22 protein-coding genes are annotated in these 22,907 nt (G+C 45.5%); 15 read left to right on the top strand and 7 right to left on the bottom strand.

Features of this window, described 5'->3' with window-relative positions; translation table 11 throughout:
- Positions 1 to 10 precede the first annotated feature (10 nt).
- Together MHI44_RS05645 and MHI44_RS05640 are read left to right on the top strand one after the other, a co-directional pair.
- Positions 11 to 679, top strand: coding sequence for a YesL family protein (locus tag MHI44_RS05645; RefSeq protein ID WP_033884441.1), 669 nt, complete (start codon positions 11 to 13; stop codon positions 677 to 679).
- 67 nt (positions 680 to 746) lie between these two features.
- On the top strand, positions 747 to 929 hold the full coding sequence (locus MHI44_RS05640) for a sporulation protein Cse60 (protein WP_003223398.1): 183 nt from the start codon (positions 747 to 749) through the stop codon (positions 927 to 929).
- 36 nt (positions 930 to 965) lie between these two features.
- On the opposite strand, the gene opuD is transcribed toward MHI44_RS05640, so the two are convergent.
- Together opuD and MHI44_RS05630 are read right to left on the bottom strand one after the other, a co-directional pair.
- Positions 966 to 2,504, bottom strand: coding sequence for a glycine betaine transporter OpuD (gene opuD / locus MHI44_RS05635; protein WP_015384403.1), 1,539 nt, complete (start codon positions 2,502 to 2,504; stop codon positions 966 to 968).
- Positions 2,505 to 2,692: 188 nt separating this feature from the next.
- Positions 2,693 to 3,955 (bottom strand): NAD(P)/FAD-dependent oxidoreductase, encoded by a 1,263-nt coding sequence (locus MHI44_RS05630; RefSeq protein ID WP_072173641.1) that lies wholly within the window; start codon positions 3,953 to 3,955, stop codon positions 2,693 to 2,695.
- A gap of 202 nt (positions 3,956 to 4,157) precedes the next feature.
- Here MHI44_RS05630 and murJ point away from each other — a divergent pair, with 202 nt between their 5' ends.
- Both murJ and MHI44_RS05620 read left to right on the top strand, forming a co-directional pair.
- The gene (gene murJ, locus MHI44_RS05625) at positions 4,158 to 5,792 is read left to right on the top strand and encodes a polysaccharide biosynthesis protein (RefSeq protein ID WP_213379560.1); all 1,635 of its coding nucleotides are present in this window, start codon (positions 4,158 to 4,160) and stop codon (positions 5,790 to 5,792) included.
- A 68-nt stretch (positions 5,793 to 5,860) separates the two neighbouring features.
- Positions 5,861 to 6,580, top strand: coding sequence for a pseudouridine synthase (locus MHI44_RS05620; protein ID WP_017695479.1), 720 nt, complete (start codon positions 5,861 to 5,863; stop codon positions 6,578 to 6,580).
- 121 nt (positions 6,581 to 6,701) lie between these two features.
- On the opposite strand, the gene MHI44_RS05615 is transcribed toward MHI44_RS05620, so the two are convergent.
- Positions 6,702 to 6,923 (bottom strand): DeoR family transcriptional regulator, encoded by a 222-nt coding sequence (locus MHI44_RS05615; protein WP_003152337.1) that lies wholly within the window; start codon positions 6,921 to 6,923, stop codon positions 6,702 to 6,704.
- 289 nt (positions 6,924 to 7,212) lie between these two features.
- Here MHI44_RS05615 and MHI44_RS05610 point away from each other — a divergent pair, with 289 nt between their 5' ends.
- Together MHI44_RS05610 and MHI44_RS05605 are read left to right on the top strand one after the other, a co-directional pair.
- Positions 7,213 to 7,923 (top strand): ABC transporter ATP-binding protein, encoded by a 711-nt coding sequence (locus tag MHI44_RS05610; RefSeq protein WP_015714539.1) that lies wholly within the window; start codon positions 7,213 to 7,215, stop codon positions 7,921 to 7,923.
- On the top strand, positions 7,920 to 9,077 hold the full coding sequence (locus MHI44_RS05605; protein WP_339203083.1) for an ABC transporter permease: 1,158 nt from the start codon (positions 7,920 to 7,922) through the stop codon (positions 9,075 to 9,077). The genes MHI44_RS05610 and MHI44_RS05605 overlap by 4 nt, the downstream gene beginning before the upstream one ends.
- A gap of 38 nt (positions 9,078 to 9,115) precedes the next feature.
- On the opposite strand, the gene pbuO is transcribed toward MHI44_RS05605, so the two are convergent.
- On the bottom strand, positions 9,116 to 10,414 hold the full coding sequence (gene pbuO / locus MHI44_RS05600) for a hypoxanthine/guanine permease PbuO (protein ID WP_014480583.1): 1,299 nt from the start codon (positions 10,412 to 10,414) through the stop codon (positions 9,116 to 9,118).
- Positions 10,415 to 10,510: 96 nt separating this feature from the next.
- Between pbuO and pepV the strand changes: the two genes are divergently transcribed.
- A complete protein-coding gene (gene pepV, locus MHI44_RS05595; RefSeq protein WP_032722355.1) occupies positions 10,511 to 11,902 on the top strand; it encodes a dipeptidase PepV in 1,392 nt (463 codons plus the stop codon).
- 33 nt (positions 11,903 to 11,935) lie between these two features.
- On the opposite strand, the gene cysK is transcribed toward pepV, so the two are convergent.
- The gene (cysK, locus tag MHI44_RS05590) at positions 11,936 to 12,871 is read right to left on the bottom strand and encodes a cysteine synthase A (protein ID WP_003229237.1); all 936 of its coding nucleotides are present in this window, start codon (positions 12,869 to 12,871) and stop codon (positions 11,936 to 11,938) included.
- Positions 12,872 to 13,019: 148 nt separating this feature from the next.
- Between cysK and thpR the strand changes: the two genes are divergently transcribed.
- From thpR to MHI44_RS05565, 5 genes are all read left to right on the top strand, one after another.
- On the top strand, positions 13,020 to 13,571 hold the full coding sequence (gene thpR, locus MHI44_RS05585) for an RNA 2',3'-cyclic phosphodiesterase (protein ID WP_017695483.1): 552 nt from the start codon (positions 13,020 to 13,022) through the stop codon (positions 13,569 to 13,571).
- A gap of 25 nt (positions 13,572 to 13,596) precedes the next feature.
- Positions 13,597 to 14,511, top strand: coding sequence for a hypothetical protein (locus MHI44_RS05580; RefSeq protein ID WP_003229241.1), 915 nt, complete (start codon positions 13,597 to 13,599; stop codon positions 14,509 to 14,511).
- Between the two features lie 48 nt (positions 14,512 to 14,559).
- Positions 14,560 to 15,489, top strand: coding sequence for a YegS/Rv2252/BmrU family lipid kinase (locus MHI44_RS05575; protein WP_043857063.1), 930 nt, complete (start codon positions 14,560 to 14,562; stop codon positions 15,487 to 15,489).
- Positions 15,490 to 15,514: 25 nt separating this feature from the next.
- A complete protein-coding gene (gene pulA / locus MHI44_RS05570; protein WP_339203078.1) occupies positions 15,515 to 17,671 on the top strand; it encodes a type I pullulanase in 2,157 nt (718 codons plus the stop codon).
- A 179-nt stretch (positions 17,672 to 17,850) separates the two neighbouring features.
- Positions 17,851 to 18,648 (top strand): phosphotransferase family protein, encoded by a 798-nt coding sequence (locus MHI44_RS05565; protein ID WP_009967993.1) that lies wholly within the window; start codon positions 17,851 to 17,853, stop codon positions 18,646 to 18,648.
- On the opposite strand, the gene MHI44_RS05560 is transcribed toward MHI44_RS05565, so the two are convergent.
- Positions 18,649 to 18,927: a YtzH-like family protein gene (locus MHI44_RS05560; RefSeq protein ID WP_003237926.1), complete on the bottom strand. Its 279-nt coding sequence runs from the start codon at positions 18,925 to 18,927 to the stop codon at positions 18,649 to 18,651. It lies immediately after the preceding gene.
- A 206-nt stretch (positions 18,928 to 19,133) separates the two neighbouring features.
- Between MHI44_RS05560 and trmB the strand changes: the two genes are divergently transcribed.
- The 3 genes from trmB to MHI44_RS05545 all read left to right on the top strand — a co-directional run bounded on the left by trmB (position 19,134) and on the right by MHI44_RS05545 (position 22,473).
- Positions 19,134 to 19,775 carry a tRNA (guanosine(46)-N7)-methyltransferase TrmB gene (gene trmB, locus MHI44_RS05555; protein WP_004398646.1) on the top strand — a complete coding sequence of 214 codons (642 nt, stop codon included), beginning with the start codon at positions 19,134 to 19,136 and terminating at the stop codon, positions 19,773 to 19,775.
- 69 nt (positions 19,776 to 19,844) lie between these two features.
- The gene (locus tag MHI44_RS05550; RefSeq protein WP_339203075.1) at positions 19,845 to 20,690 is read left to right on the top strand and encodes an MBL fold metallo-hydrolase; all 846 of its coding nucleotides are present in this window, start codon (positions 19,845 to 19,847) and stop codon (positions 20,688 to 20,690) included.
- 82 nt (positions 20,691 to 20,772) lie between these two features.
- A complete protein-coding gene (locus MHI44_RS05545; protein ID WP_110109460.1) occupies positions 20,773 to 22,473 on the top strand; it encodes an NAD-dependent malic enzyme in 1,701 nt (566 codons plus the stop codon).
- A 52-nt stretch (positions 22,474 to 22,525) separates the two neighbouring features.
- Here the strand turns inward: MHI44_RS05545 and MHI44_RS05540 are convergent, their stop codons facing one another.
- Entirely contained in the window at positions 22,526 to 22,843 is a 318-nt protein-coding gene (locus tag MHI44_RS05540) for a PepSY domain-containing protein (RefSeq protein WP_014477682.1), read from the bottom strand.
- Positions 22,844 to 22,907 lie beyond the last annotated feature (64 nt).

Below are 22,907 nucleotides of genomic sequence, written 5' to 3'. Positions count from 1 at the left end.
AGGGGGCGCCATGGAACATGATGGCTCACTGGGACGGATGCTGCATTTTTGCGAATGGATTATGAGATTTGCGTATACAAACTTGCTGTGGCTGTTTTTTACGTTACTCGGTCTCGGCGTGTTTGGCATCATGCCCGCGACCGCGGCTTTATTCGCTGTCATGCGGAAGTGGATCCAGGGGCAGGACAACGTTCCGGTGCTCAAAACGTTTTGGCAGGAATATAAGGGTGAATTTTTTCGTTCAAATCTGCTCGGCGCTGTACTGGCGCTCATCGGAGTGATCATTTATATTGATTTGGCCTTCATCTATCCAAGTCATTTCCTTCTGCACATCCTGCGCTTCGCCATTATGATATTTGGCTTTTTGTTCGTATCCATGCTTTTTTATGTGTTTCCGCTGCTTGTCCATTTTGACTGGAAAAAACGTCTGTATGTGAAATTTTCGCTCTTGCTCAGTGTGGCGTATTTGCAATATACGCTTGCTATGCTTGCGCTGACTGTTGCTCTCTTTTTCTTGCTTGCGTACCTGCCGGGCATTGTCCCTTTTTTCAGCGTCAGCCTGATCAGCTACTGCCATATGCGCATTGTTTATGCCGTACTGCTGAAAGTGGAGCAGCACGGCGGCGAGCCACAGAGGAAATCCCATATACGGAAAGCTTTTTATCCGGAAACGAAATAATCATCATTTCTCTATCATAACGCTGTTCCAAACGGAATAGATTGATAGAGAAAGGAGAGCGGATAAAATGCTGAAGGTAGCGGTATTTGATGAAGAGCATGAAAAAGACTTACAAACGGAAATCAATTCATTTTTAAAAGGGATATCGGAGGAGCAGCTGATTGATATCAAATATACGGTTTCGGCGGCGTGCGACCCAGACGGCGAGCAGCTTTACTGTTTTTCCGCCCTTATTTTATATCGCAAATAAAAAGATCTTCCCGCAGGCGCGGAAAGATCTTTTTTGTTAATATGCTTTTTTCACTCTTGGACTTCTCGGTTTATCGAGTTTCTCCGCTTTTTTGATCTCTCTTCTTTCTTTTGAGAGCGATTGATAGAGAGAGGCAATCATCAGCAGGATAACGATAGAAAACGGCAGCGCTGCCAGAATCGCTGTGTTCTGCAAAGCGGCAAGCCCTCCGGAATATAGGAGCACAGCCGCCATGGCGGACTGAATGATCCCCCAGCTGAGTTTCACAGAATTCGCCGGATTTAAAGAACCGTACGACGTCTGCATGCCCAGCACGAATGTAGCTGAATCAGCAGACGTGATAAAGAATACTGCGATCAGAATCAATGCAAGGATCGATGTCACCATTGTCAGCGGATAGTGATCAAGTGTTCCGAACAGCATCGTTTCAGTGGACAGCTTTGCTACATTGAACGTGCCTTTTTGCTGGAGATCCATGGCTGATACGCCGAAAATGGAGAACCATAGAAATGTCAAAATACAAGGTGTCACCAAGACGCCGATTAAAAATTCGCGGATCGTCCGGCCTCTGGATACACGGGCGATGAAAATGCCGACAAATGGAGACCAGGAAATCCACCATGCCCAATAGAAAATCGTCCAGCTGTTAATCCATTCGCGTTTTTCAGGATCATTCGGTGTCAGTCTGAAGCTCATTTGAACGATATTTTGAATGTATTGTCCGATAGAATCTGTAAATGAGTTCATTATCAGCACTGTAGGACCGACAACGAGCATAAACAACATTAACAATCCGGCCAATACCATGTTTGTGTTGCTTAAATACTTAATTCCTTTTCCGAGTCCGCTCCACGCAGAAAGTAAAAAGAGCACTGTCACAATAATGATTAAAACCAATTGGACGATAAACGCATTCGGAATGCCGAACAGGTAATTCAAACCGCCGTTAATTTGGGTTGCGCCAAGACCAAGACTTGTTGACACCCCGACAACAGTGGCGAAAACTGCAATACAGTCAATGGCCTTTCCGATCGGTCCGTTTACTTTATCCCCGAGAATCGGTGACAGTGTGCTGCTGATTAACCCGGGTGCGCCTTTGCGGAATTGGAAATAGGCAATGCATAATGCCACAATGGCATAAATGGCCCAAGCGTGCAAACCCCAGTGGAAAAACGTATAGCGGAGTGCATCTCTGAAGGCTTGGGGGGTTTCTGTTTCACCTGATGGAGAGCTAATTGCGTAATGGCTGATCGGTTCAGCCGCACCGTAGAATACTAAGCCGATTCCCATGCCTGCGCTGAACAGCATGGCAAACCATGATAATAACCCGAATTCCGGTTTTTCATCAGGCTTTCCGAGTTTGATTTTTCCGATCGGGCTGAAAATCAAAAAGAGACAAAACCCGACAAACAAAGAGACAACTAAAAGATAATACCAACCAAATGAATCGGTAATAAATGCTTGTGCCGATTGAGACACATTTTGCAGGCTGTCAGGAGAAATAACACCCCATAATACAGCTGCAGCTGTGATTGCAATCACAATCCAAAATACACTAGATATATGTTTCAACATTTCTCACCCTCTAATTTTTTGTGTACGCCTATATCTTGCTCGCAGGCTTAGTATGGTCGTACGATGGCAGCTCATTCCTCTCTTAAAATTACCCCGCAATCAGGTGAAACAAAACAAGTCTCACCCTAACATGAATGCGGGGAATGTTCAAATGTGAGTTTGGCGGCAAGAGATTTAAAGAGTAATGATTAAGAACGGGCGTATTGCCCGGCATTTAGCCCTGCAAGCCTGCCTGTGACAAGGGCGGAGGTAATGTTGTATCCGCCTGTGTAGCCGTGGATATCCAGAATTTCACCGCAAAAATAAAGCCCCTCCATTTTTTTAGAAGCCATCTTTTTCGGGTCAATTTCTTTTACAGATACCCCGCCTCCCGTGACAAATGCCTTATCAAGCGACAGTGTGCCATTTGCGAGGACAGTAAACTGCTTGCAGTCCCTTACAAATTGTCTGAAAGGATCCTTCGGCAGCTCAGAAAACGATACGTTCGGAGAGATGCCGTTTTTTTCGAGCAGGAATAGGAGATAGCGCTCCTGCATCCAAGGCTTCAGCACGTTTTTAATGGTTTTTTTCGGTGCTTCCTTCAGTTCTTTATACATCTTTTGGAAAAGCGTTTCTTCATTGATATCCGGATACAAGTCGATTCTGATCGGCACTTGAGGCTGTTTTTTCAGCTCTTTTACGACAAATTGGCTGCATCTGAGAATGGCAGGTCCTGAGAGGCCGAAATGGGTAAACAGCATGTCCATTTTATGTGTGATAATCGGTTTGCCTTTTTTATTTAACACACTAACGGCTACATCTCTTAGTGATAAGCCCTGAAGTGTTTTTTGCTTAATGAACGGTTCGCCAGAAGTGACTGGAACCTCTGTCGGAAACAGCTCTGTTATGGTATGGCCCGCGGCTTCAGCCCATTCATAGCCGTCTCCCGTGCTTCCGGTATGAGGCACGCTTTTACCGCCTACAGCGATAATGACTGCCTGGCTATGGATCATTTCGCCATTATTCGTCACAATCCCTGCTGCCTGTCCATCTTCATATATAACAGATTTAATTTTCTCGTTCGTTCTGATTGTTACGCGGAGCTGCTTCAGCCTGTTTAACAGCGCGTCAACGACACTTTGGGCTTTGTCGGTCACAGGAAACATCCGGCCGTGATCCTCTTCCTTCAATTGAATGCCGAGGTTTTCAAAAAACTTGATAATGTCTTCATTATTAAATTCAGAAAACGCGCTGTATAAAAAACGCCCGTTGCCGGGGATGTGCTTGATAATTTCTTCCACAGGAAGGCGGTTCGTCACATTACAGCGGCCGCCCCCGGAAATCGCGAGTTTCCGTCCTAATTTATTTCCTTTATCTATCAGCAACACGCCAGCGCCCTGTTCTCCTGCTGCAATCGCAGCCATCAAGCCTGAAGGGCCTCCGCCGATTACAATTACGTCATATTGTTTCATCTTTATCATCAACTTTCTTTTCATTTCGTGTGCGGACACCCCGTCCGCAGTACTATTATAGCGAAAGAAAGCCGCTCCTTAAACGTCTTTTGCCGCGGACATGAATGTTCACAGGATTGCTTTTGTATTTATTACCGTCTAAATGCCCAGTTGTGGTAAAATAGAAAAGTTGAATCTTCGTAGAAAATGGTGATGAAGAAACATGTCAAGCAAACTGTTAAGAGGCACGTTTGTATTAACGCTCGGTACATATATATCGCGGATTCTGGGGATGGTCTATTTAATTCCCTTCAGCATTATGGTCGGGGCGACAGGCGGTGCATTATTTCAATACGGATACAACCAATACACTTTATTTTTGAATATTGCTACGATGGGCTTTCCGGCCGCTGTTTCTAAATTTGTTTCCAAATATAATTCAAAAGGGGATTATGAGACAAGCAGGAAAATGCTCAAGGCGGGCATGTCGGTTATGCTCGTCACAGGAATGATAGCCTTTTTCATTCTGTATCTATCGGCTCCGATGTTTGCGGAAATATCGCTGGGAGGCAAGGATAATAACGGCTTGACAATTGATCATGTCGTTTATGTCATCCGCATGGTCAGCTTAGCGCTTTTGGTCGTACCGATTATGAGCCTTGTTCGCGGATTCTTTCAAGGGCACCAAATGATGGGTCCGACAGCTGTTTCCCAAGTCGTTGAACAGATTGTCCGCATCATCTTTCTATTGAGTGCGACATTCTTGATTTTGAAGGTTTTCAACGGCGGCCTTGTCATCGCTGTGGGCTATGCAACCTTCGCAGCGCTGATCGGTGCCTTCGGAGGGCTGGTCGTGCTTTATATTTATTGGAACAAACGGAAGGGCAGCCTGCTGGCGATGATGCCGAATACGGGTCCGACAGCAAACCTAAGCTACAAGAAAATGTTTTTCGAGCTGTTCAGCTATGCTGCTCCGTACGTTTTTGTCGGACTAGCCATCCCTTTGTATAACTATATTGATACAAATACGTTTAACAAAGCGATGATTGAAGCCGGTCATCAAGCCATCAGCCAAGACATGCTTGCGATTCTAACCCTGTATGTTCAGAAGCTCGTGATGATCCCGGTTTCCCTAGCAACTGCTTTCGGGCTGACATTAATTCCAACGATTACTGAATCGTTTACAAGCGGAAACTATAAGCTGTTAAATCAGCAGATTAATCAAACGATGCAGACGATCCTGTTTTTAATTATTCCGGCTGTTGTCGGGATCTCTCTATTGTCAGGACCAACGTATACGTTCTTTTACGGGTCAGAGAGCCTTCACCCTGAACTGGGGGCAAACATTTTGCTATGGTATTCGCCAGTCGCAATTCTGTTCTCTTTGTTTACAGTCAACGCAGCCATTCTGCAGGGCATCAATAAGCAAAAATTTGCGGTTGTCAGCCTTGTGATCGGCGTCGTGATCAAGCTTGTGCTGAATGTTCCGCTGATCAAGCTGATGCAGGCTGACGGAGCGATTTTAGCGACAGCGCTTGGATATATCGCTTCCCTTTTATATGGGTTTATCATGATTAAGCGCCATGCAGGCTATTCGTATAAGATACTAGTTAAACGAACTGTTTTGATGCTGGTCTTATCAGCCATTATGGGTATTTCCGTGAAAATCGTGCAGTGGGTATTAGGCTTCTTTATTTCCTATCAGGATGGCCAGCTGCAAGCTGCGATTGTTGTGGTGATCGCGGCCGCTGTTGGCGGAGCTGTCTACCTGTATTGCGGCTACCGATTAGGATTTTTGCAGAAAATTTTAGGCCGCCGTTTGCCAGGTTTCTTAAAGAAAGGCAGACATGCAGGCTGATGAACTAGATATGATGAAACTGAGGGCTCGCATGCTGCGGGCTTTCTTTTATAAAGGAGAGATTGGGAATGAGACTTGATAAGCTGCTTGCCAACAGCGGGTATGGTTCCAGAAAAGAAGTCAAAGCCGTTGTGAAGGCTGGAGCCGTGATGATCGACGGCAAACCTGCCAAAGATGTAAAGGCGCACGTTGATCCTGATACACAGGAGGTGACCGTATACGGGGAACCGGTTGATTATCGAGAATTCATTTATCTTATGATGAATAAACCGCAGGGCGTGCTGTCGGCGACTGAGGACAGCCGGCAGCAAACAGTGGTCGATCTGCTGACGCCGGAGGAGATGAGATTTGAGCCATTTCCAGCCGGCAGGCTTGATAAAGATACAGAGGGCTTTTTGCTGCTCACAAATGACGGGCAGCTCGCACATCGGCTCCTTTCTCCTAAAAAGCATGTTCCAAAAACGTATGAAGTCCATTTAAAATCACAGATTTCTCGGGAAGACATCTCCGATTTGGAAACGGGTGTCTACATAGAGGGCGGCTATAAAACAAAGCCGGCAAAAGCGGAAATCAAAACAAACGACAGTGGCAATACCGTGATATACCTGACAATTACAGAAGGAAAATACCATCAGGTCAAGCAAATGGCAAAGGCAGTCGGCAATGAAGTGGTTTATCTGAAGCGGCTTTCGATGGGACGCGTTTCCCTAGATCCCGCTCTGGCACCCGGAGAATACCGTGAGCTGACAGAGGAAGAGCTTCATTTGCTCAATGAGCCGCAAGCATGACAAAAACCCCGCATACCGAATGCGGGGTTTTATTTATAAGCACACAAAAACAAGGCTCAGTAGTTTCTTCGCCCTATTATCTATCGGACCGCTCTCAGGCGGCCCTATGTAATTTTTCAATTTATGAGGTAATCTTTACTTTCTTTCTCGTTGTCTCCCACTTGCCACGGCTTGGACTATGAACAAGATCATTATATGCCAACACATTTAAGTCTCTTTGAATCGTTCTAGGTGTAATGCCGAATTCGTCAACCAGTTCCTGTGTTGTCACAAGACCTTTTTCTTGGATAAACATGTAAACTGATTTGATTCGAGTTAGCATACGGTTTGTTGAAGGTTTCAAAAAACCACTCCCTATCATAAGATCGGATGGACTTGACTAACCACAACTCACGACTATCAACTGCGTACGAAATAGCAACAAAGGCAGACATCTGTAATTGTTATAATAATTCGCCCTCATTATACACGATATTGCAGTGATGAATCTAGGGATAACTCCTATTAATTTTTTCCAATTCGCGTTGGGCAGCCATCCTTGTTGGATTACTATGTATTTCGGCTCAATATTATTATGGTTAAAGAAACTTTTTTTATTCTGTTTCGTAGTAAATTTTGGAGGTGGGAGAGTTTTGACAAATTTGCTTGAAGCTTCAATAGAACAGGCCGGGTATACAAGCCGAAAAAAAGTGCTCACCGATGTTTTTCTGGAAGTCAGAAAAGGGGAACTGGTTGGACTGATCGGAGCTAACGGCGCCGGAAAAAGCACCGCAATCAAGGCGATACTCGGCCTTTCAGAAGATTTTAAAGGGCATATTGCCTGGAACGACTGTTCATTTGCATATATTCCGGAGCATCCGTCCTTCTACGAAGAACTGACGCTGTGGGAGCATTTGGATCTGATCAGCACACTCCACGGCATTGAAGAGAGGGAATTTGCGCATCGGGCCCAAAGCCTGCTGCAGACGTTTTCGCTAGATCATGTCAAACATGAGCTGCCTGTCACCTTTTCGAAAGGCATGCAGCAAAAACTAATGCTTATCCAGGCCTTTCTCTCTAAGCCGGATATGTATGTGATTGATGAACCGTTTATCGGCCTTGATCCGATATCGACGAAACGCTTTGTGGACATGCTTAAGGCTGAAAAAGAACGTGGAGCCGGAATTCTTATGTGCACGCATGTACTCGATACCGCGGAAAAAATCTGTGACCGGTTTTATATGATTGAGAAAGGTTCATTATTTCTCCAAGGCACGTTAAAAGATATTCAGGACAAGACCGGATTAGAGGGGCAGTCATTGCTTGACTGTTTTTATAAGGCAGTTCAAGGTGATCGGCCATGAACGGGCGTACGCTCTTTTTTCGAAGGCTGTTTGACTATTACAAGTATCAGTTTAAAGTGTTGCATGCGGTCATTGACTGGACAGTCGCTCTCTATATTGTTTTGCCGGCGATTGCTTTTGTCATCTATCAGTATATTGATTTGATGAATGGAAGAGGTCTTCTTTATGAGTGGTCTGAAGTGGCGGAGTGGAGATGGCTGTACGCTGTGTGTGGGCTGATCATGTTTACAGGCTCGATTCGTACATTTTTAATGGAAGCGGACAAAGTGTTTTTGCTGCAAAAGAAGGAAATCATCTATCAGCTCAAACGGTACGCGCTTTTGTATTCTTTTCTCGTCACGCTGGCTAAATGGCTGCTTCTCTTTTTCATTGTCCTTCCCTTGATCAGTCATTCTGTTCACATCACATTCGCAGAAAGCACTGCTCTATTGTGTTATTTGTTTGGCCTTCATATATTCTTTTTATCCTTAAAGCAAGACAGGATCAGAAAGCCGCGCTCCATTTCGAGATGGATTGGCGATATTTTTGTCAGAGCTATATTTTTTGCTGGTTCTGCTATCCTGATTGTTTTGACTCAGTGGCACTTGCTTGCGCTTTTTGGCATTTTATTTTTGCTTTTCTCAGTTATCCGCAGTTTGAAAAAGACGGCTTCGTTCACGGCTTTTGAAGCTGAGGTGACTGAAGAGAAAAAAAGCAGGCTTGCCCTTGCAGGACTTGTGATGATGATGAGTCAGGAGGCGGGAATGCCAAAAGTAAAAGACAGGATGAGAAGAAAACCGTTATTATACAGAAATTCAAAAAGGATATTTAAAAGACGAACGATCTGCACAGGCTATAAGGAATTGTTTTTTAAAGTCATGCTGAGGAATGGCGAGTATGCGAGGCAGATGTACATGCTACTGTCAGCTTTCACCGTTCTCATATTTGTTTCCCCAATTTGGCTGAAGGTGATTGCGCTGCTGGTATACACAGGGGTTTGCCGTTATATCCTGACGCTTATTTTTGACAAGGTCATGGATGCCCCTTTTTTAATTGGCACCGATAAGGAAAGTGATGAATATTATCGGGCCAGAAAAAGCTGTATCAACATCCTGCACTATGCGTTTGCCGCCTGTTGTTTTTTAGCGGCCGCTGTCTCTTTATTGTTTACATAAAAAACCCAAACGGCGACGTTTGGGTTTTTTGGTCTATGTTATAAAATAAACAGCTGGATGAAAAACAGAATGGCGAAAACGATGACGAGCGGATGAATCTCTCTCCATTTTCCCCGCGCCGCTTTTACGATCGGATATGAAATAAAGCCAAGCGCAATTCCTGTAGAAATGCTGGATGTCAAAGGCATGGCCAGAATGACGAGAAACGCTGGAAATGCCTCGTCCATCTCTTTCCAGTTCATATTGGAAACTGAACCCATCATCAGGCTGCCGACGATAATCAAAGCAGGCGAGGTGATGGCGGCTATACCGGACAAGGCGCTGACAAGCGGACTGAAAAACATTGAAGCCGCAAACATCACCGCGACAGTCAAAGCCGTAAGCCCCGTTCTTCCTCCGGCTGCGACACCGGCGGAAGACTCGATAAATGCAGTCGTTGGACTTGTGCCGAAAACAGCTCCTACTGTTGTCGCGGTTGAATCAGCAAGCAGCGCTTTTCGCACGTTTGGCAGCTTGTTGTTTTTCATCAGCCCGGCTTGCTCGGCAACTCCGATCATCGTGCCTGTCGTATCAAAAATGGTGACTAATAGAAAAGAAAAGACGACAGCGTACAGGCCGTGATGAATGACATCGCCAAAAGCGGTAAATGGATTTGAGATCATCAATCCTTCCGGCAAATGAGGAAGCGACATAAATCCCTTTGGAAAATGGAGCTGACCGGTGAAAAAGGCGATCAAAGCGGTAGCTGCCATTCCGATAAATAAAGCGCCGCTTACATTCAGCACCATCAGGACCACGCTGATCAAAAGGCCGACCAGCGTTAAAATAACACCAGGTGAATGCAGATTGCCGAGAGTGACCAGGTTTGACTCATCAGCTGCCACAATGCCCGCTTGACGCAAACCGATAAAAGCAATAAACAGCCCGATCCCTGTTGTGATCCCGTATTTTAAATTGTTTGGAATCGCTTCTATAAGTTGTTTTCTTAAAGGCGTTAACGATAGAATAATGAAGAGAACCCCTGCTGTAAATACTGCGCTGAAAGCTGTTGCGTACGTGATGCCGCCATCGCTTGCGCTTACGACATGAAAGGCTAAATAAGCGTTCAAGCCCATGCCGGGCGCAATAGCAATCGGATAATTTGCTGCCAGGGCCATCCACAGCGTTCCGACAATGGAGGCAATAATCGTTGCGGTGAACACCTGGTCGAAAGGAACCCCGGCGTTAGCCAGAATGACCGGATTGACCACGACGATATAGACCATTGTGAAAAAGGTCGTCAGCCCTGCTATGATTTCTTGCTTTATGGATGTTTGCTGCTCTTTTAGATGAAACATAGTATCCTCCAATTACGAACGTTTTAACAAAACACCATTAATATTATTCGTTTTATTTGGTTTTTGCAAGTCATTTCTTGCGGAAAGGGGATCATTATGAACTGGGAAGTTGAAGTGATCAGAAAAAAAGAGGATTTAATTCGTGATACGCAGGAATTTTTGAGAATCAACAGTGTCATGGACGAAACAACCGCTGGACCCGGTAAACCGTTTGGAGAAGGGGTAAATGCCAGCCTGACTTCATTGCTGGAGCTTGGAGAAAAAGAAGGCTTTACAACAAAAAATCTTGACGGCTTCGCAGGTCATATTGAATGGGGGGAGGGCGATGACATTATCGGCGTACTTTGCCATGTTGACGTCGTGCCGCCGGGAGATGGGTGGACGAGTGATCCATTTTCAGCTGAAATCCGCAACGGACGGATTTATGCAAGGGGCGCCATTGATGACAAAGGCCCGACAATGGCGGCATTCTACGCGCTGAAAATCGTGAAAGACATGAATTTGCCCCTGTCCAAGCGAGTCAGAATGATTATCGGAACAGATGAAGAAAGCGATTGGAGATGCGTAGAGCATTATTTCAAGCATGAAGAAATGCCAACAATGGGCTTTGCGCCTGACGCCGATTTTCCAATCATTAATGCGGAAAAAGGGATCATCGATGCTTCTTTACTTATTCCGCACCGCCCAAATCAAGCAGAACCAAAGGCAGTGCTTGTCTCGTTTCAATCAGGCCTTCGCTTAAACATGGTGCCCGACGCTGCGGAAGCTGTCATTGAAGGGCCGAAAAATGAAGAGATTCTGTCTTCATTTAAAGACATGCTCCGCACGACGGATCAAAAAGGGGAAGCTGCAATAGAGAACGGACAGCTCATTTTGCGTATGTACGGTCTTTCCTGCCATGCGATGGAACCGAACAATGGGATCAATGCCGGCATTTTATTGTGCAAATTTCTCCAGCAGACTGAGCTTGACGATGCAGGAAAGCGGTTTGTGCAAGTTGTGACAGATAAGTTCTCAGGTGATACAAGAGGAAAAAAACTGGACATCGACTGTGAGGATGAAATCAGCGGTGAGTTGACATTAAATGTCGGAACACTGCGCTATAAAGAAGGGCAGGGAGGCGAGCTCGGGATCAATATCCGCTATCCTGTGACAGCAGAAAGCAAAGCGATTCGCGATGCATTCGAAAGTGCATCTGAATTTGATCTGGGAGAATTCAAAGACAGCAAGCCGCATCACGTGTCCGCAGATCATCCGTTAGTCAAAACCCTGCAAAAGGTTTATGAAGGCCAGCTGGGTAAAAAAGCTGACTTAATCTCAATCGGCGGGGGGACATATGCGAGATCCTTAAAAGCCGGTGTCGCGTTCGGCCCGCTGTTCCCCGGACGCCCTGACAGCGCACACCAAAAGGATGAATATATCGAAATTGATGACCTGCTGAGATCGACAGCGTTATATGCTCAGGCCATTTACGAGCTTGCAAAATAAAAGGACCGGCTTCTGCTGAAGCCAGTCCTTTTTTTAAATAAATGACCATAAATCAGTTGATAAGTACCGTTCTCCTGTATCAGCTGTCATGCAGACCACAACTTTGTCAGGAGAGAGGCGTTTCGCTGTTTCGATTGCCGCGAAGCAGGCAGCGCCTGATGAAGGACCGACAAGAATTCCTTCTTCAGCAGCAAGCCGTCTTGTCGTCGTATACGCGTCTTCATCAGAGATTTTGATAATTTCATCATAAACGTCCTCATTTAAAATCGGCGGTATAAAGCCTGGGCTCGTTCCTACAAGTTTATGCGCGCCAGGTTTTCCGCCGGATAATACAGGCGAACCCGCTGGCTCAACAACATGAACCGTGATATCCGGAAAAAGCTCTTTGAGCGCCTCACCTGTTCCGGTAATGGTTCCGCCCGTTCCAGAGGAGGCGACAAAAGCGCCGAGCGGTTTTCCGATTTCCTCTATTGCCCGGGCGATTTCAGGCGCTGTTGTTTTCCGGTGCGCATCAGGATTGGCAGTGTTATCGAACTGCATTGGAATATAGCTGTTCGGAATTTGTTCGGCAAGCTCCTTCGCTTTTTTGATGCTGCCCGGCATTCTTTCCTCTCCGGGAGTTAATACAACCTCTGCGCCGTAAGCTTTAAGCAGGTTGATCCGTTCCTTCGTCATCGTATCAGGCATCACTAAGATTGCTTTATATCCGCGTGCTGCCGCATTCATGGCGAGCCCGATGCCGGTATTTCCGCTTGTCGGCTCTATAATAACTGATCCCGGCTTGAGTAAACCGTTTTGTTCAGCTTCTATGATCATTTGATAAGCGGCTCTGTCTTTCACACTGCCGCTCGGATTGAAAAATTCAAGCTTTAAATAGACTTGTGCCGCATTTTCCGGCTGAAGCCGATTCAATCTCACTAGCGGTGTATCTCCTATCAGATCAGCTGTGTTTGCAACGATTTTCAACATTGTCATTCCTTTCTGAATAAAACAAGTGTCATATAATATCCTAACATAATAAACGTTTGTGCGAGAGTGTTTTCATACACTGTTCCTCTATCCGCACAGCCTCTTTATTGATAAAATAATAGCTGTCAAAGAAGGGAGTGTCAGACGGATGCCAGATATACGGCCTCATTATTTCATCGGCGTTCCCATACCTGAGGGAATTGCAAATCCGATCTACCAGGCTGCGAAAAACGAACCGGTATTGACGTTTCAAAAATGGGTGCACCCGCTTGACTATCATATCACGTTAATTTTTCTCGGAGCGGCGGATGAGACACAAATAAAGAAGCTTGAAGGTTCGCTAGCAGAGATTGCTTCAGAAATTGACCCATTTTCAATTGAGTTTGACAAGATAGATGTATTCGGCGACCGCAGAAGGCCGCGCGTTTTACATCTGGAGCCAAAGAAAAACAAAACGCTTGATAGACTGCGGGAACATACGAAGCAGGCTGTACTTCAGGCCGGCTTTCAAGTGGAAAAAAGACCGTATCATCCTCATATGACGCTGGCAAGAAAATGGACAGGCGAAGATGGATTTCCAGCTCATGTTCCGTTTGAAAGCGGCGAGGTTTCGATGATGGCTGAACGATTTTCGCTCTTTCAAATACACTTGAACCAATCACCAAAATACGAGGAAATATTCAAATTTCAATTATCTTAATTCATTGCGGAGTGGAGAAACAAACATGGCACAAATCATCAAAATTCATGATTATATATCGAGATATGAGCTTGATCCGTACCATTATATCAACCAGTTTGTACGTTTGAAAAAAGAGCGCTGGCTTTCACTAGTAGAAGCAGCGGAGCGCCAGCATGAAGAAAGGCAAGCCAGTGCTGAAGAACCGGAACCGGTGCAGAAACGAAAAAAATTTTCATTGAAAAGAAGAAAAGAAGAGATAAAAGCCGATATACAAGAAGAGAGACACCAATGGTTTGAGGACGAAGAAGATATTCATGTAAGGCTCCCGAAGAGCAGGGTGGCGCTTGCTTCTTTTTATAAAAGGCATTTATATGATTTTCAGCTCAAATGGGCAAGCTCTACTCTTTCAGAAATATCTCAACTCTCAAACCAAGTGAAGCAGGACCGCATTTTGCGTTATCTGACCCAGCAGCTGCCTGATTCTTATTTTATTATGTATAAGCCTGTGCTGAAAATTCAGCAGGCGGCGGTTGAATTAAGCATTGTGATTATTTCTCCTCTGGAAATTTATTGCGTTTCTTTTTTAGAGGCTGAGGAAGACAGTGTCTACATAGGGTCTAAAAATCGTTTTTGGGACAAGAAAACAGCCTCTCAGACTGCATCAGTGTTAAATCCAGGGCTTAGCCTGTTTCGTACGGACTCGGTTGTGTCAAAGATCGTAAAGGAAAAACAGGCTGAGATTCCGGTTCGAAAATTGCTTCTGAGCAGAACGTCGTACATCGATTACCCGGAGCCGCCATACGGCTTAGAAATAGCGGATAAGCGGAGCGCGGAAGAATGGATTGAGCGGCAGAAGAAAAACACTGCTCCGATCAAACATCATCAGGTAAAGGCTGCAAAGGCTCTATTGTCTTACTGCATGTCTGACTCCTATCGCAGACAGGAGTGGCTGGAGTAAAAGAGAACGATTTGAGCGGTTTTCTCATAACATAAGCAGGTGAGAAAGATGAGCCATTGGTTTTTTATTATTAATCCGACAGCAGGACATCGAAACGGCCTGCGTGTTTGGAAGTCCATTCAAAAAGAATTGATCAAACGAAAGGTTGAGCACCGTTCATTTTTAACTGAACATCCGGGACACGCCGAGGTGCTCGCCAGACAGATTTCAACGATACAGGAATATAAGCTGAAGCGCCTGATCGTCATTGGCGGAGACGGAACCATGCATGAAGTTGTCAACGGGCTGAAAGGTGTTGACGATATTGAGCTGAGCTTTGTGCCGGCGGGCGCGTATAATGATTTTTCGCGAGGATTCTCTATTAAAAAAATCGATCTGATACAGGAAATCAAGAAGGTAAAGCGCCCGTTAACAAGAACCTTTCATTTAGGGAGCGTCAATTTCCTTCAGGATAAATCACAGATTCTTTATTTTATGAATCATATCGGGATCGGGTTTGACGCATATGTCAATAAAAAGGCGATGGAATTTCCGTTGAGACGGGTTTTTCTTTTTCTCCGCCTTCGATTTCTTGTGTATCCGCTTTCTCATTTGCACGCTTCGGCAACCTTTAAGCCGTTTACGTTAGCTTGTACGACGGAAGACGAGACGCGCGAATTTCATGATGTCTGGTTTGCCGTTGTATCCAACCATCCGTTTTACGGGGGAGGCATGAAGGCGGCGCCCCTAGCAAATCCGCGCGAGAAGACATTTGATATCGTAATCGTTGAAAACCAGCCGTTTTTGAAAAAATATTGGCTTTTATGTCTCATGGCATTTGGAAAACATACAAAGATGGATGGCGTTACGATGTTTAAAGCGAAGGACATTACATTTTACACGAAGGACAAAATCCCGTTCCATGCTGACGGAGAAATCATGGGCACTACCCCGTTTCGTCTGGCATCTAGTCCTTCACCCCTAAGAATCAAAACATAAACGTGTTTGAAGGAGAGAGCTTCCGATGGTCAGCATCCGCCGCAGCTTCGAAGCGTATGTCGATGACATGAATATCATTACTGTTCTGATTCCTGCTGAACAAAAGGAAATCATTACACCGCCGTTTCGGCTTGAGACAGAAACAACAGTTTTTCCTCTGGCTGTCAGGGAGGAATACTCCCTTGAAGCAAAATACAAGTACGTCTGCGTATCCGACCATCCTGTGACATTTGGAAAAATCCATTGCGTCAGAGCATCCAGCGGCCACAAAACGGATCTCCAAATTGGCGCGGTCATCCGGACGGCTGTGTTCGATGACGAATTTTATTATGACGGAGAGCTGGGCGCCGTTTATACCGCGGATCATACCGTATTTAAAGTATGGGCGCCTGCTGCAACCTCAGCTGCTGTCAAGCTTTCACACCCCAATAAAAGCGGGCGCACATTCCAAATGACTCGGTTGGAAAAAGGCGTCTATGCCGTTACGGTCACAGGTGACCTTCACGGATATGAGTATTTGTTTTGCATCTGCAACAATTCAGAATGGATGGAAACCGTTGACCCGTATGCCAAGGCTGTGACTGTAAATGGAGAGAAGGGCGTCGTCTTGCGCCCGGATCAAATGAAATGGACTGCTCCTCTTAAACCATTCTCACACCCTGTGGATGCCGTCATCTATGAGACGCACCTTCGCGACTTCTCCATCCATGAAAACAGCGGCATGATAAACAAGGGAAAATACTTAGCATTAACGGAAACTGATACACAAACCGCAAATGGCAGTTCTTCTGGACTGGCGTATATAAAAGAGCTCGGTGTTACACATGTGGAGCTTCTGCCGGTGAATGATTTTGCCGGAGTTGATGAAGAGAAGCCGCTTGATGCATACAATTGGGGATATAACCCGCTTCATTTCTTTGCCCCGGAGGGAAGCTATGCCTCAAACCCTCATGATCCTCAAACGAGAAAAACAGAGCTGAAACAAATGATCAATACCCTGCATCAGCACGGTCTGCGAGTCATTCTGGATGTTGTTTTTAACCATGTGTATAAGAGGGAGAATTCCCCCTTTGAAAAGACAGTGCCCGGTTATTTTTTCCGGCACGACGAATGTGGGATGCCATCAAACGGCACCGGCGTTGGCAATGATATTGCATCAGAAAGAAGGATGGCAAGAAAATTCATTGCGGATTGCGTGGTCTATTGGCTTGAAGAATACAATGTTGACGGCTTCCGCTTTGATCTCCTCGGGATTTTAGATATTGACACCGTGCTTTATATGAAAGAGAAAGCAACTAAGGCAAAGCCCGGAATCCTGCTTTTTGGAGAAGGGTGGGATCTGGCTACACCGCTGCCGCATGAACAGAAAGCTGCTTTGGCGAACGCGCCAAGAATGCCGGGCATCGGCTTTTTTAATGATATGTTTCGTGACGCTGTAAAAGGGAACACCTTTCACCTTAAGGCAGCAGGGTTTGCGCTCGGCAGCGGTGAATCAGCACAAGCTGTGATGCATGGAATTGCCGGGTCTTCCGGATGGAAGGCATTAGCACCGATTGTTCCGGAACCAAGCCAGTCCATCAATTATGTCGAATCACACGACAATCACACCTTTTGGGATAAAATGAGCTTTGCGCTTCCTCAAGAAAATGACAGCCGAAAGCGAAGCAGGCAAAGGCTTGCAGCCGCGATTATTTTGCTTGCCCAAGGGGTGCCGTTTATTCACAGCGGCCAGGAATTTTTCCGGACGAAGCAGGGAGTGGAAAACAGCTATCAATCCAGTGACAGCATCAACCAGCTCGACTGGGATCGCCGTGAAACATTCAAAGAAGATGTTCACTATATCCGCAGGCTGATCTCGCTGAGAAAAGCGCATCCTGCATTCCGTCTTAGGTCCGCTGCAGACATCCAGCGCCATCTTGAATGCTTGACGCTAAAAGAACACCTTATCGCATACAGGCTTTATGATCTTGACGAGGTTGACGAATGGAAAGATATCATTGTTATCCATCACGCGAGTCCAGACTCCGTCGAGTGGAGGCTGCCAAACGACATACCTTATCGGCTTTTATGTGATCCATCAGGATTTCAGGAAGACCCGGCAGAAATCAAGAAAACGGTTGCAGTAAACGGCATCGGAACGGTTATCTTATATTTAGCATCAGATCTTAAGAGTTTTGCTTGACGAAGTTTGTGCTATAGCGCTAAAATTTAAAGGACGGCTATTGATTAGCATATGAGACTCTCAATAGCTGTCTTTTTTATTTTTATACGATTCGTACGAAAAAGGCATTCGCTGGATAGACTAGAAACGATTAGCCTTAATTCTAAAATATTTTAAGAAATGATGGGTTGAACATTGATATGAACTGGTTGGGACAATTACTAGGTAGCGATTGGGAGATCTTCCCCGCCGGAGGAGCTACAGGAGATGCATATTATGCGAAACATAACGGGCAGCAGCTTTTTTTAAAACGTAATAGCTCACCTTTTTTAGCTGTTTTATCCGCCGAAGGCATTGTTCCGAAGCTGGTTTGGACAAAACGGATGGAAAATGGGGACGTCATTACGGCCCAGCACTGGATGACCGGCAGAGAGCTGAAGCCTAAAGACATGAGCGGACGGCCCGTTGCTGAATTGCTTCGTAAAATACACACATCAAAAGCCTTGCTGGACATGCTGAAGAGACTTGGAAAAGAACCGCTGAACCCGGGGGCTCTTTTGTCTCAGCTGAAGCAGGCTGTATTTGCTGTGCAGCAATCTTCGCCGCTGATTCAAGAAGGGATCAAGTATTTGGAAGAACACCTGCATGAAGTGCATTTCGGTGAGAAAGTCGTTTGCCATTGTGATGTCAATCATAATAACTGGCTATTGTCTGAAGACAACCAGCTGTATTTAATTGACTGGGACGGCGCCATGATCGCTGATCCGGCGATGGACCTCGGGCCTTTGCTGTACCACTACGTCGAAAAGCCAGCTTGGGAGAGCTGGCTGAGCATGTACGGCATAGAGCTGACAGAAAGCCTTCGGTTGCGAATGGCTTGGTATGTGTTATCTGAAACAATTACTTTCATTGCCTGGCATAAAGCAAAAGGCAATGATAAGGAATTTCATGATGCAATGGAAGAGCTGCATATCCTCATGAAACGAATTGTTGATTAATCAGGAATACGAATCCATTTGCTCTACCCATTGAGACAGGCTGTTCTGATGCTCTTGTATGTGTGAGTCGATGGATTTGGACGATATTCCTGATTGGCTGTAGCGGTAAACATCTTCAAGCACGTTTTTGAAATTTGAATCAAGCTCGGTGTTTGCCATCAGTGATTTAATCACACGCTCAAGCTGCTCGTACTCTGCGACTGTTCCGCAGCAGTCCAATTGATGGTCAGTCAATATATCCTTCAATAAATGAACTTGATGCTCATAATGTAAACCCATAACGGTACACATCCCTTCAGTATCATACGGGTTAAATTGTTCAAAACAGAGCGTTTTTATACATGGGAAAGGAGTGTTCCAGCAGACGGGACCCTCTTTTTTTATGCGCTCGGCCTTAAGAGAGATACACTGGAAAAACGAGCTTGCGGGTCTTTTTAATTCATGGTATGTTGTTAGTCGAAATAATAGATAGAGGTGTCAATCATATGAGAATGCGCCACAAGCCTTGGGCTGATGACTTTTTGGCTGAAAACGCAGATATTGCCATCAGCAATCCTGCTGATTATAAAGGGAAATGGAACACAGTGTTTGGCAACGACAATCCGATCCATATCGAGGTTGGTACAGGAAAAGGCCAATTTATTTCTGGTATGGCCAAACAAAATCCCGACATCAATTATATTGGTATTGAGTTATTTAAAAGCGTCATCGTGACAGCCGTCCAAAAAGTAAAAGACAGCGAAGCGCAGAATGTAAAGCTTCTGAATATAGATGCGGACACGCTGACGGATGTGTTTGAGCCGGGGGAAGTGAAACGGGTCTACTTGAACTTTTCTGATCCTTGGCCGAAGAAACGGCATGAAAAACGCCGCCTGACATATTCCCACTTCCTCAAAAAATATGAAGAAGTAATGGGCAAAGGCGGATCGATTCATTTTAAAACGGACAACCGAGGTTTATTTGAGTACTCTTTGAAGAGCTTCTCTGAGTACGGCCTCCTGCTGACATACGTCAGTCTCGATTTGCATAACAGCAATCTGGAAGGCAATATTATGACAGAATATGAAGAAAAATTCTCTGCACTCGGCCAGCCGATCTATCGGGCTGAGGTTGAATGGAGAACGTAAAGACAGACTCTGACAGGAGTCTGTTTTTTTTATGGGCCGTTTGCTACCATGATGACAGGGGGGATGAAAATGGAAACAATGAAAATTGGAAACATCACGTTGACCTGGCTTGACGGAGGCGTGACGCATATGGACGGAGGCGCCATGTTCGGCGTTGTGCCAAAGCCGCTTTGGTCTAAAAAATATCCAGTCAATGAAAAAAACCAGATTGAACTAAGGACAGACCCTATTTTGATTCAAAAGGATGGGCTCAATATCATCGTTGACGCCGGAATTGGGTCCGGCAAGCTGACTGATAAACAAAAACGAAACTATGGCGTGACACAAGAGTCGAATGTGAAGCCATCATTAGCTGCACTCGGATTAACGGTTGCCGATATAGATGTGATCGCAATGACACACCTTCATTTTGATCATGCATGCGGTTTAACGGAATATGAAGGTGAACGGCTCGTCTCTGTCTTTCCGAATGCAGTGATTTATACATCAGCTGTTGAATGGGATGAAATGCGCCATCCGAATATCAGGTCGAAAAATACGTATTGGAAAGAAAATTGGGAGGCTGTAGCTGGCCAAGTCAAAACCTTTGAAGACACCTTAACGATCACGGAGGGTATTACAATGCATCACACCGGAGGCCATAGCGACGGACACAGTGTCCTGCTATGCGAGGATGCGGGTGAAACTGCCGTACATATGGCAGATCTGATGCCGACACATGCCCACCGCAATCCGCTATGGGTGCTGGCTTACGATGATTATCCGATGACCTCTATCCCGCAAAAGCAGAAATGGCAGGCGTTCGCAGCAGAAAAAGACGCTTGGTTTATTTTTTACCATGATGCCGAGTATCGCGCTCTTCAATGGGAGGAGGACGGAAGCATCAAAAAGTCAGTTAACCGAATGAAGCGATAGCATATTTTTATGTTTACCCTGCATGTTTTCCGGCTAATAATGCAAACCTAGTACTAATTATGCTCAGAAAGGAAGAGGCAGGGTGAAACAATTCAGAGTAACAAACGAAGGAGACATTCAAACAACATTAAGAGGCCTTGAAGTGCTCTCTGTTCCTTTTTTGAACAAAGGTGTTGCTTTTACTGAGGAAGAAAGAAAAGAACTTGGTTTAAAAGGCTTTCTGCCGCCTAAGGTATTAACAATTGATGATCAGGCGAAAAGAGCGTATGAACAATATTCCGCACAGCCTGACGATTTGAGCAAAAATGTCTATTTAACGGCGCTGCACGATCGGAATGAAACGCTGTTTTACCGCCTGTTAAATGACCATTTAGGGGAAATGCTCCCGATTGTCTACACACCGACAGTCGGAACGGCAATCCAGAGATACAGCCATGAATACAGAAAACCACGAGGGCTCTATCTGTCAATCGATGACCCGGACGGTATGAAAGAAGCTTTTAAACAGTATAAAGATCAAAGCGATACGATCGATTTAATTGTTGCAACTGATGCGGAAGGAATTTTAGGAATCGGTGACTGGGGCGTCGGAGGAATCGCAATTTCTATTGGCAAGCTGGCGGTTTATACAGCGGCTGCGGGCATTGATCCGAGCAGAGTGCTGGCTGTTGTTTTAGATGCGGGGACAAATCAGGAGAGCCTCTTGAACGATCCGCTTTATGTCGGCAACCAGCATTCTAGAGTGCGCGGAGAACGCTATGACCAATTTATTGACGACTACGTTGCGCTTGCGAGAGAAACATTTCCGAATGCATTGCTGCATTGGGAGGATTTCGGGGCGAAAAACGCGCGAAGCATTTTGAAACGCTATAAAGATAAAGTGTGTACCTTCAATGATGATATCCAAGGAACTGGCGCTGTTTCTTTGGCCGCAGTCTTATCCTGTGCAAAAGCGTCTAAAGTTCCGCTGAGAGATCACAGAGTTGTTATATTCGGAGCGGGAACGGCAGGAATCGGAATTGCCGAACAGCTGCGGGAAGCTTTGGTGCGCGAGGGACTGAGTGAAGAAGAATCATACAAGCGCTTCTGGTGCATAGACAGAAACGGGCTGTTAACAGATGATATGGATCAGCTTCTTGATTTCCAAAAGCCGTATACTCGTTCGGCTGATGAAGTGAAGGATTATCAGCGGAACGGAGACGGCGGAGGCATTGATCTTCTTGAAGTGGTCCGGCAGGCGAAACCGACGATCCTGATCGGCACATCTACAGTTTCCGGCGCTTTCACTGAAGAAATTGTAAAAGAAATGGCGTCACATGTGAAACGGCCGGCGATTTTGCCAATGTCAAATCCGACAACTCTTTCTGAAGCAAAGCCGGAGGATTTAATCGAATGGACAGAAGGCCGTGCGCTGATCACGACAGGAAGCCCGTTCCCGCCAGTTGAATATAACGGAGTTACGTATCATATCGGGCAGGCAAACAACGCGCTTGTCTTCCCTGGTCTCGGTCTTGGAACGATTGTTACCAAATCAAAATTAATTACCGACGGCATGTTTGAAGCATGTGCCCGGGCAATCGCAGGTATGGTCAATGTCGGGGTGCCTGGCGCGCCGATGCTTCCAAAAGTTGAAGATTTGCGCACTGTTTCGGCAACCGTTGCTGTTGAAGTTGCAAAAACCGCAATGGAGGAAGGCGTCGCTACGGAAGAGCCTGAAGACATTATACAGGCAGTGCAGGATGCGATGTGGTATCCGGTATACAAACCGATTCGCGCGATATAATAAAAAAGAGCCGCTGCATAGGCAGCGGCTTCTATTTTTTGCTTGTCCGGTGTTAAGAGGCGATTGTATCAATGACATCAACAATTTCTCCTGTTTTCGCATCCACCATGACTTCATACTGTTCTAATTCTCCGAAAGCTGATCGTGTAATGCCGGTTTTGTATACCTGTACCGTTTCTCCGTTAATATTGTAGGGCTCCGGCTGGGTGTAAATCCATGATCCGTCAATCGGGCCCCGCTGCTTAAAAGCAGACTTTACAATTCGAAGCGCTTTTTCTGAAGAAATATAAGGCTTCATCACATATTGTTTCACAACGACAGCCGTACAAATTCCAAGTCCTGCTCCTAAAAGAAGATGACGCAATTTCAAAATAAAGCACCTCCTGGTTGATCGTACTTTTCATTATACAGAAACAGCCAAATCCTGTTAAGCA

This window comes from Bacillus sp. FSL K6-1366 (assembly GCF_037976695.1).
GTDB classification, from domain to species: domain Bacteria; phylum Bacillota; class Bacilli; order Bacillales; family Bacillaceae; genus Bacillus; species Bacillus subtilis.
The sequence above is the reverse complement of the archived record's forward strand: the minus strand, read 5'-3'. Positions and strand labels throughout refer to the sequence as shown.